At 73.1% G+C, this 14308-nt stretch carries 10 protein-coding genes; 7 read left to right on the top strand and 3 right to left on the bottom strand.

The genetic code is table 11. The annotated features are described in order from the left end of the window. Nucleotides 1-26: 26 nt before the first annotated feature. Nucleotides 27-296, bottom strand: a complete 270-nt coding sequence (locus tag IW249_RS33950) for a hypothetical protein (RefSeq protein ID WP_196924537.1) — start codon at nt 294-296, stop codon at nt 27-29. Between the two features lie 487 nt (nt 297-783). Between IW249_RS33950 and trpC the strand changes: the two genes are divergently transcribed. The 3 genes from trpC to trpA are packed head-to-tail and all read left to right on the top strand — an operon-like array spanning nt 784 to nt 3672. After that, nucleotides 784-1587 (top strand): indole-3-glycerol phosphate synthase TrpC, encoded by an 804-nt coding sequence (trpC, locus tag IW249_RS33945; RefSeq protein WP_030334428.1) that lies wholly within the window; start codon nt 784-786, stop codon nt 1585-1587. 41 nt (nt 1588-1628) lie between these two features. After that, nucleotides 1629-2867: a tryptophan synthase subunit beta gene (gene trpB / locus IW249_RS33940; protein ID WP_196924535.1), complete on the top strand. Its 1239-nt coding sequence runs from the start codon at nt 1629-1631 to the stop codon at nt 2865-2867. A 1-nt stretch (nt 2868) separates the two neighbouring features. After that, a complete protein-coding gene (gene trpA, locus IW249_RS33935) occupies nt 2869-3672 on the top strand; it encodes a tryptophan synthase subunit alpha (protein WP_196924533.1) in 804 nt (267 codons plus the stop codon). A gap of 264 nt (nt 3673-3936) precedes the next feature. On the opposite strand, the gene IW249_RS33930 is transcribed toward trpA, so the two are convergent. Then, entirely contained in the window at nt 3937-4467 is a 531-nt protein-coding gene (locus tag IW249_RS33930) for an NUDIX hydrolase (protein WP_196924531.1), read from the bottom strand. 102 nt (nt 4468-4569) lie between these two features. Between IW249_RS33930 and lgt the strand changes: the two genes are divergently transcribed. After that, the gene (gene lgt, locus IW249_RS33925; RefSeq protein WP_196924529.1) at nt 4570-5751 is read left to right on the top strand and encodes a prolipoprotein diacylglyceryl transferase; all 1182 of its coding nucleotides are present in this window, start codon (nt 4570-4572) and stop codon (nt 5749-5751) included. A gap of 15 nt (nt 5752-5766) precedes the next feature. After that, entirely contained in the window at nt 5767-6954 is a 1188-nt protein-coding gene (locus IW249_RS33920; RefSeq protein WP_196924527.1) for an FAD-dependent oxidoreductase, read from the top strand. 18 nt (nt 6955-6972) lie between these two features. Here IW249_RS33920 and IW249_RS33915 read toward each other — a convergent pair whose 3' ends face one another. After that, nucleotides 6973-7818 carry a GNAT family N-acetyltransferase gene (locus IW249_RS33915; protein ID WP_307788801.1) on the bottom strand — a complete coding sequence of 282 codons (846 nt, stop codon included), beginning with the start codon at nt 7816-7818 and terminating at the stop codon, nt 6973-6975. 144 nt (nt 7819-7962) lie between these two features. Between IW249_RS33915 and gltB the strand changes: the two genes are divergently transcribed. Together gltB and IW249_RS33905 are read left to right on the top strand one after the other, a co-directional pair. Continuing rightward, a complete protein-coding gene (gene gltB, locus IW249_RS33910; RefSeq protein WP_196924525.1) occupies nt 7963-12675 on the top strand; it encodes a glutamate synthase large subunit in 4713 nt (1570 codons plus the stop codon). Beyond that, nucleotides 12668-14203 (top strand): glutamate synthase subunit beta, encoded by a 1536-nt coding sequence (locus tag IW249_RS33905; protein WP_196924522.1) that lies wholly within the window; start codon nt 12668-12670, stop codon nt 14201-14203. The genes gltB and IW249_RS33905 overlap by 8 nt, the downstream gene beginning before the upstream one ends. Nucleotides 14204-14308: the final 105 nt, after the last annotated feature.

Here is a 14308-nt window from a genome sequence, read left to right as displayed (position 1 = left end):
CGACCGACGTGGGTGGCCGTCGGTTGTCAGCCGACCGGCTGGCGCTCCCACTGGGTACGGCTACTGGCGGCGCGGGCGGCGGTCAGTTCGGCGACCAGGCGGTTCAGCTCGGCGCGTTGGTCGGCGCGGGCCCGGTCGGCGCAGACCGCCTCCCAGGCGTTGCCCCGTGCCGTCCGCATCCGTCCTTCGCCCACCACGGCCCGCTCCACGGTGTGCACCACTCCGACGGCGAGCGACGCCACCGTCCGCGAGATGGTGGTCAGTCCGATGGTCGGGTGCGGCTCGGAAATGCTCATGGTCACCTCGCACGAGGAGTTGCTGCGGTCGGGGCAGGCGCGCCATCGAGTCTGCCCGAGGACGATGCTGGCCCGTCGACGTTTCGCCGCGGTGACCGCCCGGTCAACTGTCCCGCCTCGGCCGTGACCAGGGACCGTCCGTTCGGCCTTGAGCTTGCTCACAGCATCGATCGGCGTCGTTGTCGTGGGGCGCGGAACAGAAACTGGTGGCATGATCGATGGATCGGCCCGGTCTGACTGCGGCCGCCAGGCTCCCTACCGCGTGACGGTGGTCGATACCGGAGGTGGCGCTGCGTGACAACCCGTTCACGGCAAGTCGGCCATTATGCCGCAGCCCTTTTCGTGAGCAGCGCCATACCCCCGGCGTCCGGCGTCGGTCGGCTGCCCCTAGCATCGGCCCATGACGCCCGGAGAGGGGAGTCCATTCGTGACTGCTGAGCATGCGCACGCGGAGGGGGACGAGGCCGGCCAGGCAGCGTCCGTAAGCGTGCTCGACGAGATCCTGGCTGGCGTACGTGAAGACGTCGCCCGCCGTCAGGAGCAGGTTCCGCTGGAGCGGATCCGTGAACTGGCAGCGGCTGCGCCGCCGCCCATGGACGCGTACGCGGCGCTGCGCAAGCCCGGCGTGGCCGTGATCGCCGAGGTGAAGCGCTCGTCGCCGTCCAAGGGCCGGCTGGCCGAGATCGCCGATCCGGCCGACCTCGCGGTCGACTACGCGGCCGGTGGGGCGCGGGCGATCAGCGTGCTGACCGAGGGGCGCTGGTTCGGCGGGTCGCTGGACGACCTGGCGGCCGTCCGTGCCGCGGTCACCGTGCCGGTGCTGCGCAAGGACTTCGTGGTCTCCAGCTACCAGATCCACGAGGCGCGCGCACACGGCGCCGACCTGGTCCTGCTGATCGTCGCCGCCCTCGAGCAGAACGTCCTGATGGGTCTGCTGGAGCGAATCGAGTCGTTGGGCATGACCGCCCTGGTCGAGGTGCACGACGAGGAAGAGGCCGACCGCGCGCTGGAGGCCGGCGCGCAGGTGATCGGGGTCAACGCCCGTGACCTGCGTACCCTTGAGGTCGACCGGTCGGTGTTCGAGCGGATCGCGCCCGGCCTGCCCAGCAGCGTCGTCAAGATCGCCGAGTCCGGCGTTCGTGGCCCGCACGACCTGATCCGATACGCCTCCGCGGGCGCCGACGCGGTCCTCGTGGGCGAGGGCCTGGTCACCCAGAAGAGCCCCCGCGAGGCGGTCGCCGAGTTGGTCAACGCCGGCAACCACCCGGCAACGCCCCGGCCGGTGCGCTGACCCCGCGCCGGTCTGACGTCCCAGCAGCGAGAGGATTCCCGATGAGCGCCGACGCGCTGGCCCCGGTGGCCGGCCCGCAGCCCGACTCCGCCGGCCACTTCGGCCGCTTCGGCGGTCGGTTCGTTCCCGAGGCCCTGGTGGCCGCGCTGGACGAGCTCGACGGGGCGTGGCGTACGGCGATGGCGGACGAGTCCTTCCGGGCGGAGTTCGGCGCGCTGCTGCGCGACTACGCCGGCACGCCGTCGCTGCTCTACGAGGCCCGGCGGTTCTCCGCGAAGGTCGGCGCGCGGGTGCTGCTCAAGCGGGAGGACCTCAACCACACCGGTGCGCACAAGGTGCGCAACGTGCTCGGCCAGGCGCTGCTCACCAAGCGGATGGGCAAGACCCGGGTGATCGCGGAGACCGGTGCCGGCCAGCACGGTGTCGCCACCGCGACCGCCGCCGCCCTGTTCGACCTGGAGTGCGTGGTCTACATGGGCCAGGTCGACACCGAGCGGCAGGCGCTCAACGTGGCCCGGATGCGGATGCTCGGCGCGACGGTCGTCCCGGTCACCAACGGCTCGCGCACCCTCAAGGACGCGATGAACGAGGCGATGCGCGACTGGGTGGCCAACGTCGACGAGACGCACTACCTGATCGGCACCGCCGCGGGCCCGCACCCGTTCCCGGCGATGGTGCGCGACTTCGTCCGGGGCATCGGTGACGAGGCCCGCCAGCAGTGCCTGGACCTCACCGGCGCGCTGCCGGACGCCGTCACCGCCTGCGTCGGCGGCGGTTCCAACGCGCTCGGCATCTTCCACGCGTTCGTGGGCGACGAGGCCGTGCGGCTGTACGGCTTCGAAGCCGGTGGCGACGGGGTGGCCACCGGCCGGCACGCGGCGAGCATCACCGGCGGGTCCGCCGGGGTGCTGCACGGCACCCGCACGTTCGTGCTCCAGGACGCTGACGGGCAGACCCTGGAGTCGCACTCGATCTCCGCCGGCCTGGACTACCCCGGCGTCGGCCCCGAGCACGCGTGGCTGCACGACACCGGCCGGGCGAACTACCTGCCGGTCACCGACGACGAGGCGATGGCCGCCTTCGAGCTGCTCTGCCGCACCGAGGGGATCATCCCGGCGATCGAGAGCGCGCACGCGCTCGCCGGCACCGTCGCGCTGGCCCCGAAGCTCGCCGCGGAGCTGGGCCGGGAGCCCACCATCGTGGTCAACCTCTCCGGGCGGGGCGACAAGGACGTGCACACCGCCGGTGACTACTTCGGCATCCTCGACAAGGAGCGGTGAGATGAGCCGGATCGGGGTGGCCTTCGACAAGGCCCGCGCCGACGGACGGGCACTGCTGGTCGGCTGCATGCCGGCTGGTTTCCCCACCGTCGAGGGCAGCATCGCCGCGATGACCGCCATGGTCGAGGCCGGCGTCGACGTCATCGAGGTGGAGATCCCCTACTCCGACCCGGTGATGGACGGGCCGGTGATCCAGCGGGCCAGTGACATCGCGCTGGCCGGGGGCGTACGCACCGCGGACACGATGCGCATCATCGAGGCGGTGGCGGCGACGGGCGCTCCGGTGGTCACCATGACCTACTGGAACCCGGTCGAGCGCTACGGCGTGGACGTCTTCGCCCGTGACCTCGCCTCCGCCGGCGGCACCGGCCTGATCACTCCGGACCTCATCCCGGACGAGGCCGACGAGTGGCTGGCCGCCTCGGACGCGCACGGGCTGGACCGCACGTTCCTGGTCTCGCCGTCGTCCACCGACGCCCGGCTGGCGATGACGGTGCGGCACTGCCGTGGCTTCGTCTACGCGACCGCCGTGATGGGGGTGACCGGCGCCCGGGCGCGTACCTCCGACGCCGCCCCGACGCTGGTCTCCCGGGCCCGCGCGGTCACCGACCTGCCGATCGGTGTCGGCCTGGGGGTGGGCACCGGCGCGCAGGCCGGCACCGTCGCCGGTTACGCCGACGGTGTGATCGTGGGTAGCGCGCTGGTCCGGTGTGTGCTGGACGCGCCCACCGAGGCCGACGGGCTGGCCGCACTGCGCACCCTCAGCGCCGAACTCGCCGAGGGCGTCCGCAACCCCACCCGCTGAGCCGGCCCTCACTGAGCCGGCCCTCACTGAGCCGGCCCTCACTGAGCCGGCCCTCACTGAGCCGGCCCTCACTGAGCCGGCCCTCACTGAGCCGGCCCTAGCTGAGTCCGGCCGGACCGCGCAGCGCGGGGGCATGTCTTGTCTGTTGAGCCTGATGCCTGTGAGTCATATTGATGACTCACAGGCATCACGCTCAATCGAATGTGGCCTGGCAGGCGAGGCTGTCCGCGACCACGCGGCGAACCTCGGAACGGTTGCGGCTTGTCAGGGGTGCAGGGACCGTGCCGGACGGCCGTCCTCGGCTGGGCGGGCCGCCGGCAGCGGCGCGGAGGCGACGGTTCCTGGCGCGCAGCCGACGTCGCGGAGCACGCCGGAGCGGCCGGCGGTCGCGTCGGTGACGGCGGCCCGGGTGAGTGGGGTGACCACCTCGGGCAGCGCCTCGGGGAAGTGCCAGGACAACCGGCAACCCGGCGGTGGGTCCGTGGCGGGTCGGATCCCCGCCGCGCGGGCCCGGAACACGTGCACGAGGACGTCGGGCAGTGGCCCGGCGCGTCCGGCCGCGGCCTCCCTGGGAGGGCCGGTCAGCTGGTAGACGCCGACCAGGTCGATCAGCTCGATGTCCCAGCCGGTCTCCGCCCGGATGTCCCGTAGGGCAGCCCGCACCGGGCCCTCGGCCGGGCGCAGCCGTCCGCCGGGCAACGCGTAGCGGCGCGCACCCCGGCCCTGCTGGCAGAGCAGCACCCGCCCGGTGTCGTCGGTGACGACCGCGGCGACCGCCCAGGTGAGCGCGCTCATGGACAAAGAGCCTACGGCGGTGCAAACCAGAAGTCACCGGGATGCGCGCTCCAGCGGCCCGGGGTGCCGCTGCGGGGGTGTGCAGCGGTAGCGTGTGCACCCGTGACCCTCGCCTCGCTCTCCCCCCAGGCGGCCCTGCCCAGCCCCAGCACCGCGGTCTGGCAGCTCGGGCCGGTGCCGATCCGGGCCTACGCGCTCTGCATCATCGCCGGCATCGTGCTGGCCTGCTGGGTGACGGAGCGCCGGCTGCGGCAGCGCGGTGTCGCGCCCGGCGCGGTGCTCGACATCGCCGTCTGGGCGGTGCCCGCGGGCATCATCGGCGCCCGGATCTACCACGTGGTCACCTCACCGGAGAAGTACTTCGGCGCCGGTGGGGACCCGATGAAGGCGTTCGCCATCTGGGAGGGCGGTCTCGGCATCTGGGGCGCGGTCGCCGGTGGCGCGCTCGGTGCCTGGATCGCGGCCCGACAGCTCGGCATTCCGTTCGGCGTGGTGGCCGACGCGCTGGCCCCCGGGCTGCCGCTGGCCCAGGCGGTCGGCCGGATCGGCAACTGGTTCAACAACGAACTCTTCGGTGGCCGGACGACGCTGCCGTGGGGCCTGGAGATCCATCGGATGGACCCGGACAACCCCGGGCACGCGCTCCGGGACGACGCCGGGCAGCCGATCCTCGAACCGGGCCTCTACCAGCCCACCTTCCTCTACGAGGCGCTGTGGAACCTCGGCGTCGTGGCCCTGGTCCTCATCCTCGACCGCCGGCTCAAGCTGGGCCGGGGCCGGGCGTTCGCGCTCTACGTGATGGGTTACACCGCCGGCCGGTTCTGGATCGAGCTGATGCGCACCGACGAGGCCAACCAGATCCTCGGCGTCCGGCTCAACGTCTGGACCGCCGCCCTGGTCTTCCTCGGCGCCCTGATCTACTTCGTCCGGGTGCGCGGCCCCCGGGACTACCTGATCCCGCTCGGTCCGGCGGCGACGACGACCCCGCCCCCCGCGTCCGACCTGTCCCAGGTCGACCTCTCCGAGCGGGAGACCCCGTCGCGGGCCGCCGCGCCGGAGGGCTACCGGGTGGTGAGCGAGGAGCAGTACGCCACCTGGCAGGACACCGGCGTCGTACCGCCGACGACCGACGACGACTCCCGGCCGGACGACGGCGAGCCGTCCGACGACGCCGCCGCGACTGACCTCGCGTCGAGCGACGACGAGCCGGCGGACGATCCGTCCGCCGCTCGCACCGACCGGGCCGACGCCACTGGCGCGCGTCCCGCCGACCGGGACAGCTGAGCGGGGGCGGCACCGATGCGAAGCGCGGTGGTGGTCGGCGCGGGGGTCGGTGGCCTCGCGGTGGCCGGCGCGCTGGCCCGTTCCGGCTGGCAGGTCACAGTGCTGGAACGCGCCGAACGGGTCCGACCCGAGCCGACCGCCGTCGTGCTCTGGCCCAACGGCGTCCGCGCGCTCCAGGCCCTCGGCCTCGGCGCCGGCCTGGCCGCCATCGCCACCCCGTTGCCCGACGGCGGGGTTCGTCGCCCGGACGGGCACTGGCTCGTGCAGCCCCGGCCCATCCCGGCCGACCGGATGCCGGTGGTGGTGCACCGGGAGGATCTGCACGACGCGCTGATCGCCGGCCTCGGCGAGCGGGTCGAACTGCGGACCGGGGTGACAGTGCGCCACGTCCGCGTCGAGCCGGGCGAGCGACCGGGAGTCAACGACGGTCGGCACACCATCGAAGCCGATCTGGTGGTTGCCGCCGACGGCACGGACAGCGGCATCCGCCGCCAACTCGCGCCCGAGTCCCGGGTGGTCAGCTCCGGGTGCGCCGCCTGGCGGGCCGTCATCCCCTGGTACCAGGCACCTCGACTCCCCGACGATCAGCCACTGGCCGGCGAGATTCTCGGCGCGGGTTACCGGTTCGTGGCCGCGTCGCTGGGCGAGCGCGGCTCCTCGGGCGGGTCCACCCGGGGCGGCATCTACTGGGTGGCCACCGCCGCCGGCGCGCCCCGCCCGGAGCCGCCGGAGACCCAACTCGCCCTCCTGCGCCGCTGGTACGCGGGCTGGCCCGCGCCGGTCGGCGCGCTGCTCGACGCCACCGACCCGGCAGACCTGGTCCAACAGGAGGTTCGCGAGCTGCGTCCGCTGCCCCGGGCGTACGGCTTTCCGGTCGGGCCCGGTGGGGTGGTGCTGCTCGGCGACGCGGCGCACGCCATGCCGCCGCACCTCGGGCAGGGCGCCTGCCTCGCGTTCGAGGACGCCGCCACGCTCGCGTCGCTGCTGCGGGAGGCTCGACTGCCCGACGCCGTCCAGGCGTACGACCGGGTGCGTCGCCCCCGGGCCGCGACGGTGGTCCGGCAGACCCGGCGGATGTCGGCGGTGCTCCAGACCCGGGGCCGGTTGGCGCTGCGCGCCCGGGACGCCGCGCTGGGCACGATCAACTCACGGCTGCTCTCCAGCGCCGTCGCCACCGCCGCCCAGTGGCGCCCCCCGACCTGAGCCGGGTCGCCGGGCAGGTCAGGGGATGAGGGCGGCGGGTTCGGCGATGCAGGCGGTGCCGATCCGGCGGAAGCCGACCCGCAGGTAGACCCGCGCGATCTCCTCGCTGCCCGCGGAGAGAAAGACCAGCTCGGCGCCGGCCGCCAGCAGTTCCCGGGCCAGGGTGGCAGTGAGCGCCGCGCCCAGCCCGCGTCGCCGGGCGGACGGCAGGGTGGCCACGCCGGCGATCTCCGCGACGTCGTCCACCCGCATCGCCATGCCGCTGGCCAGCGCCCCCTCGGTCGGCGTGACGGCCAGCGCGGAGATCCGTCGGCCGTCGGCGATCCGGGCGCGTTCCTCGTCGAGCGCGGCCAGTTCGAGTTCGGTGACGGCGGCGTCGCGTTCGGCCGGGCCGGCCTCACCGGGGGCGGTGCCGGCGGCGGCGAACGACACCGCTGCCACCGCACGCCGGGCGGCGACGTCGGCGGCGAAGCCGGGGGAGTCCGCTGCCAGCACCCGCACCGCCGCGTCGGACAGCGTCGCCGGGTCGGGCAGCGCGCTCGGGTCGAGCACCATCAGCGGCGCCTCCAGCACGCTGAGCCCCGCCGAGCGGGCCACCGCCAGCAGTTCGGGGGTCGTCTCGTGCACCCACTCGAAGGCTTCCGGCAGGCCAAGCTTCCGCTGGCGCTCGCGGACCGCTGTCACGTCGGCCAGCGACGGCGGCTCGGTGGCGTCGATCCGGGGGCGGGCGTAGAACGGCCACCCGGTGCCTTCGCGGACGAACAGCACCAGCCCGCCATGATCCTCCGCACCGGCGACGTCGCGGGGCACCGCGTCGTAGAACTGTTCCAACCGGTCGAAGACGTGCTTGTGTCGCGGATCCACCGCGCGAGACTACACGTCCCAGCCAGTGGACGGTGTGATCAATCTCGGGTGGCCGTGCGACCCCGGCCCTAACGTAGACTCAATAGACCCACGGGCCGACGTCGTCCCCACCATGATCCAACCTGAGTGACGACAGGAGGCCCGGTGGCTCAGCCGTACGCGGACACAGAACAGCCGCACCCGCACAGCCCGCAGGCGTCCCCGACGCCCCACCCCCGTCCGTCCGCCCAGGGCCTCTACGACCCAGCCCAGGAGCACGATGCCTGCGGCGTGGCCTTCGTGGCGGACCTGCACGGCCGGCGTTCACACTCGGTCGTCGCCAACGGGCTCGGCGCGCTCTGTCGGCTGGACCACCGGGGCGCCCGCGGCGCGGAGCCGAACACCGGCGACGGCGCGGGCATCATGATCCAGGTGCCGGACGCGTTCCTCCGCGCGGTGGCTGACGTCGCGCTTCCCCCGGCGGGCGAGTACGCCACGGGGCTGGTCTTCCTTCCCGACGACGATGTCGCCGAGGCGCGTGCCCGTCGGGTGGTCGAGAAGTACGCGCTGGTCGAGGGCGCCGACGTGCTCGGTTGGCGGGACGTGCCGATCGACCCGAGTGACCTGGGCGAGACGGCCCTGGCGGCGATGCCCCGGGTCCGGCAGCTCTTCCTGGCCGCGCACCGCCTGACCGACGCGCCCGACGGGCCGGCCGGTTCCCCGCTGCGCGGCATCGAGCTGGACCGGGTGGCGTTCTGCCTGCGTAAGCAGGCCGAACGGGAGACCGCCGAGCGGGGCGTCCCGGCGTACTTCCCGTCGCTGTCCAGCCGCACCATGGTCTACAAGGGCATGCTCACGCCCGACCAGTTGCCGGCGTTCTACCCGGACCTGCGCGACGAGCGGGTGGACAGCGCCATCGCGCTGGTGCACTCCCGCTTCTCCACAAACACCTTCCCGTCCTGGCCGCTGGCGCACCCGTACCGGTTCATCGCCCACAACGGCGAGATCAACACGATCCGGGGCAACCGCAACTGGATGCAGGCCCGCGAGGCGCTGCTGCGCTCGCCGAACGTGCCGGGCAACATCCGGCGGGTCTTCCCGGTCTGCACCCCGGCCGCCTCGGACTCGGCGAACTTCGACGAGGTCCTGGAGTTGCTGCACCTGGCCGGGCGGAGCCTGCCGCACGCGGTGCTCATGATGATCCCCGAGGCCTGGGAGAACGACCCGGGGATGGATCCGGCCAAGCGTGCCTTCTACCGCTTCCACGCCAGCCTCATGGAGCCGTGGGACGGTCCGGCGTCGGTGGCCTTCACCGACGGCGAGATCGTCGGCGCGGTGCTGGACCGCAACGGGCTGCGTCCGGGGCGCTGGTGGCAGACCGACGACGGGCTCGTGGTGCTCGGCTCCGAGGCGGGCGTGCTCGACCTCGACCCGGCCCACGTTGTCGCCAAGGGGCGCCTCCAGCCGGGCCGGATGTTCCTGGTCGACACCGTGGCCGGGCGGATCGTGCACGACGAGGAGATCAAGTCCGAGTTGGCCGCCGCCCAGCCGTACGGCGAGTGGCTGCACGCCGGGCTGATCGAGCTGAACGACCTGCCGGCCCGCGAGCACACCGTCTACACGCACGACTCGGTACGCCGCCGGCAGCAGACCTTCGGCTACACCGAGGAGGAGCTGAAGATCCTGCTCGGGCCGATGGCCCGCACCGGCGCCGAGCCGCTCGGCTCGATGGGCACGGACACCCCGATCTCGCCGCTGTCCACCCGGCCGCGGCTGCTCTACGACTACTTCCACCAGCTCTTCGCCCAGGTCACCAACCCCCCGCTGGACGCCATCCGCGAGGAGCTGGTGACCAGCCTGGCGTCGACGATCGGGCCGGAGGGCAACCTGCTCGACCCGGGTGCGGCGAGCTGCCGGCAGATCGTGCTCCCACACCCGATCCTCGACAACGACGAGCTGGCGAAGATCCTCTCCATCGACGAGGACGGCGACCTGCCCGGCTTCAAGGCGGTCCGGGTCTCCGGGCTGTACCGGATCCGGGAGGGCGCCGCCGGGATCAAGGCACGGCTGACCGAGATCTGCCGGCACGTCTCCGAGGCGATCGAGGACGGCGTGCGCATCCTGGTGCTCTCCGACCGGGACTCCAACGCCGACCTGGCGCCGATCCCGTCGCTGCTGCTCACCGCCGCCGTGCACCAGCACCTGGTTCGTGAGCAGACGCGTACGCAGGCGGCGCTGATCGTCGAGTCCGGCGACTGCCGGGAGGTGCACCACGCGGCGGTGCTGATCGGCTACGGCGCGGCGGCGGTCAACCCGTACCTGGCATTCGAGTCGGTGGAGGACATGATCGCCACCGGCACGCTGGCCGGGGTGGAGCCCGCCGCGGCGGTGCGCAACTACGCGAAGGCGCTCGGCAAGGGCGTCCTGAAGATCATGTCCAAGATGGGCATCTCGACTGTCTCCTCGTACTGCGGTGCGCAGGTCTTCGAGGCGGTCGGCCTGGACAGCCGGCTGGTCGAGCGCTACTTCCGGGGCACCCCCAGCCGTATCGGCGGGGTGGGTCTCGCGGGCGTGCACACCGAGGTGGCCGCCCGGCACGCGCTGGCCTGGCCCCCGGCCGGCACCGCCACCTCCGACCGGTTGGAGGTCGGTGGCGAGTACCAGTGGCGCCGCGAGGGTGAGCTGCACCTGTTCAACCCGGAGACGGTCTTCCTGCTGCAACACGCGACCCGCAGCCGGCAGTACGACGTCTTCCGGCAGTACACCGCCAAGGTCGACGCGCTCGCCGCGCAGGCCGGCTCGCTGCGCGGGCTGTTCACACTGCGCACGGGGGTCCGGCCGGCGGTGCCGATCGAGGAGGTCGAGCCGGCCACCGAGATCGTCAAGCGGTTCGCCACCGGCGCCATGTCGTACGGGTCGATCTCCGCGGAGGCGCACGAGACGCTCGCCATCGCCATGAACCGGCTCGGCGGCAAGTCCAACACCGGTGAGGGCGGCGAGGACGTCGAGCGGTTGCACGACCCGGCGCGTCGTTCGGCGGTCAAGCAGATCGCCAGCGGCCGGTTCGGTGTGACAAGCGAATATCTGGTCAACGCCGACGACCTCCAGATCAAGATGGCCCAGGGCGCCAAGCCGGGCGAGGGCGGTCAGCTGCCCGGCAACAAGGTCTGGCCGTGGATCGCCCGGACCCGGCACGCCACTCCCGGCGTGGGTCTGATCTCCCCGCCGCCGCACCACGACATCTACTCCATCGAGGACCTCGCCCAGCTCGTCCACGACCTGAAGTGCGTCAACCCGGCTGCCCGGGTGCACGTCAAGCTGGTCAGCGAGGTCGGCGTCGGCACCGTCGCCGCCGGTGTGGCGAAGCTCAAGGCGGACGTCATCCTGATCTCCGGCCACGACGGCGGCACTGGTGCCTCCCCGATGAACTCGCTCAAGCACGCCGGCACCCCCTGGGAGCTGGGGCTGGCCGAGGCGCAGCAGACGCTGTTGCTCAACAAGCTGCGCGACCGGGTCACGGTGCAGGTCGACGGCCAGCTCAAGACCGGCCGGGACGTGCTGATCGCGGCGCTGCTCGGCGCGGAGGAGTTCGGCTTCGCGACCGCGCCGCTGATCGTCGAGGGCTGCGTGATGATGCGGGTCTGCCACCTGGACACCTGCCCGGTCGGCATCGCCACCCAGAACCCGGTGCTGCGGGAACGCTTCACCGGCAAGCCGGAGTTCGTGGAGAACTTCTTCCTCTTCCTCGCCGAGGAGGTCCGGGGTTACCTGGCCGAGTTGGGCTTCCGGTCGATCGAGGAGGCGATCGGGCAGTCCGAGGTGCTCGACGTGGTCCCGGCGGTGACGCACTGGAAGGCGCACGGGTTGGACCTGGCGCCCGTCCTGCACCTGCCGGAGCTGCCCGCGGGTGCGGCCCGACGCGGGGTCCGCGCGCAGGATCACGGCCTGGAACAGGCGCTCGACAACGAGCTGATCGCGCTGGCCCGTCCGGCCCTGGAGGAGGGGGCGCCGGTGCGGGTCGAGGTGGCGGTGCGCAACGAGCACCGCAGCGTCGGCGCGATGCTCGGCGGTGAGGTGACCCGTCGCTTCGGTGGCGCCGGCCTTCCCGAGGACACCATCGAGTTCGTGCTGCACGGCACGGCTGGGCAGTCGTTCGGGGCGTTCCTGCCGCGCGGGGTGACCCTGCGCCTGCACGGCGACGCCAACGACTACGTGGGCAAGGGCCTCTCCGGGGGCCGGCTCATCGTCCGTCCCGACGCTGCGGCCCCGTTCCTCGACCCGGACGCCGAGCCGGGCCAGCGGGCCGAGGATCAGATCATCGCCGGCAACACCATCCTGTACGGGGCCACGGCGGGCGAGGTCTTCCTGCGCGGCCGGGTGGGGGAGCGGTTCGCGGTCCGCAACTCGGGCGCGATCGCCGTGGTCGAGGGCGTCGGCGACCATGGCTGCGAGTACATGACCGGCGGCACGGTGGTGGTGCTCGGCGCGACCGGCCGGAACTTCGCGGCCGGCATGTCCGGCGGCACGGCGTTCGTGCACCACCTGGACCGGGCCCGGGTCAACGCGGAGCTGGTCGACCTGATGCCGCTGGGCGAGCAGGAGCAGTCGCTCCTGCACGAGCTGGTCCAGCGGCACGTGGCCGAGACCGGGTCGGCGGTCGCCGAGGAGCTGCTCAAGCGGTGGCCGGAGGCGGTCGCCGAGTTCACGGCGGTGGTACCCCGCGACTACCGCCGGGTGCTGGAGATCATGCGGGCCGCCGAAGCCGCCGGCCGCGACGTCGACGACGCGGTCATGACAGAACTGACCGCACCCGCTGTGCCGGCGATGCCGGTGCCGCCCGCCCCGCGGGTGGCTGCCCAGGAGGTGGCACGTGCCTGACCCGAACGGTTTCCTGCGCTACGACCGGCGGCTGCCGGCCCGCCGCCCGGTGCCGGTGCGGATCAGCGACTGGCGGGAGGTGTACCCGCCGGCCGGTGAGGAACTGGTCCGTGAGCAGGCCACCCGATGCATGGACTGCGGCATCCCGTTCTGCCACGACGGCTGCCCGCTGGGCAACCGCATCCCGGACTGGAACGACCTCGTGCGTACCGGCAACTGGGACGCCGCGGTGGAGTCGCTGCACGCCACCAACAACTTCCCGGAGTTCACCGGCCGGCTCTGCCCGGCGCCCTGCGAGGCGGCGTGCGTGCTCGGCATCTCCGGTGGTCAACCGGTGACCATCAAGCAGGTCGAGGTGGAGATCGCCGACGCCGCCGCGGCGCGGGGGTTCACCCCCCGCCCGGTGCCGGCGCCGTCGGGCCGGTCGGTCGCCGTCGTCGGTTCCGGGCCCGCCGGCCTCGCCGCCGCCCAGCAGCTGGCCCGCGCCGGTCACGCGGTGACTGTGTACGAACGCGACGACGCGATCGGTGGCCTGCTCCGGTACGGCATCCCCGACTTCAAGTTGGAGAAGCGGCACATCGATGCCCGGTTGGCCCAGCTCACCGCCGAGGGGGTGCGCTTCCGCACCGGCGTGAACGTCGGGGTGGACGTCACCGCCGAGCAGTTGCGCGCCGAGCACGACGCGGTGTTGCTGGCGGCTGGGGCGTTGCAGGGCCGGGACACCCCGGAGACCCCGGGGCGGGCGCTTCGGGGCGTACACCAGGCGATGGCGCACCTGGTCGCGGCGAATCGCGCGGTCGCCACCGCGGCCACCGACCAGGCCGGCGTGGTGGCCACCGGTGAGCGTCGGCTGGCGCCGGCGGTGTTGCCGGACGGCACCCCGATCGACGCGGCCGGCAAGCACGTGGTGATCATCGGCGGCGGTGACACGGCGGCCGACTGTCTCGGTGTCGCGCACCGCCAGGGCGCCGCAGGCGTGCACCAGCTCGACCTGTACCCGCAGCCGCCGCAGGAACGCGACGAGGCACGCGACCCCTGGCCGACCTGGCCGTGGGTGTTGCGCAGCTACCCGGCGCACGAGGAGGGTGGCGAGCGGGTCTTCGCAGTGGCGGTGCAGGAGTTCGTGGACGACGGCACCGGTCAGGTGCGGGCGGTGCGGATCGCCGAGGTGACAGTGGAGAAGCGCGACGGCCGCCGGGTCGTCACAGTGGTGCCGGGTTCCGAGCGGGAGCTGCCGGCCGATCTGGTGCTGCTGGCGATCGGCTTCGAGGGCACCGAGCAGCAGCCGCTGCTGGCCCAGTTCGGCGTGGCCCGCAACCCTCGGGGCGCCATCGACGCCAACGAGGGCTGGCAGACCGAGGCCGACGGGGTGTTCGTGGCCGGTGACATGCACCGGGGAGCCTCGCTGATCGTCTGGGCCATCGCCGAGGGGCGGGCCGCCGCCGCCGCCATCCACGGCTATCTGGGCGGTGTTGGCGCGTTGCCGGCCCCGGTCGGCCCGACCGCGCAGGCCCTCGCCGCTCGCTGAGTCGCGGGCGTCCGGTCGGTGCGGCAGCTACCGCTGCCGCGCCGACCGGGCATTCCCGCTGGTGAAGCCGCTCACAAAAGTGGGCAAAGAGGTTTAAGTCGGCAA

This window comes from Micromonospora vinacea (assembly GCF_015751785.1).
In the GTDB taxonomy this organism is placed as follows: Bacteria; Actinomycetota; Actinomycetes; order Mycobacteriales; family Micromonosporaceae; genus Micromonospora; species Micromonospora vinacea.
Note: the sequence above shows the minus strand (reverse complement) of the source record. Positions and strands in the feature narration are given on the sequence as shown.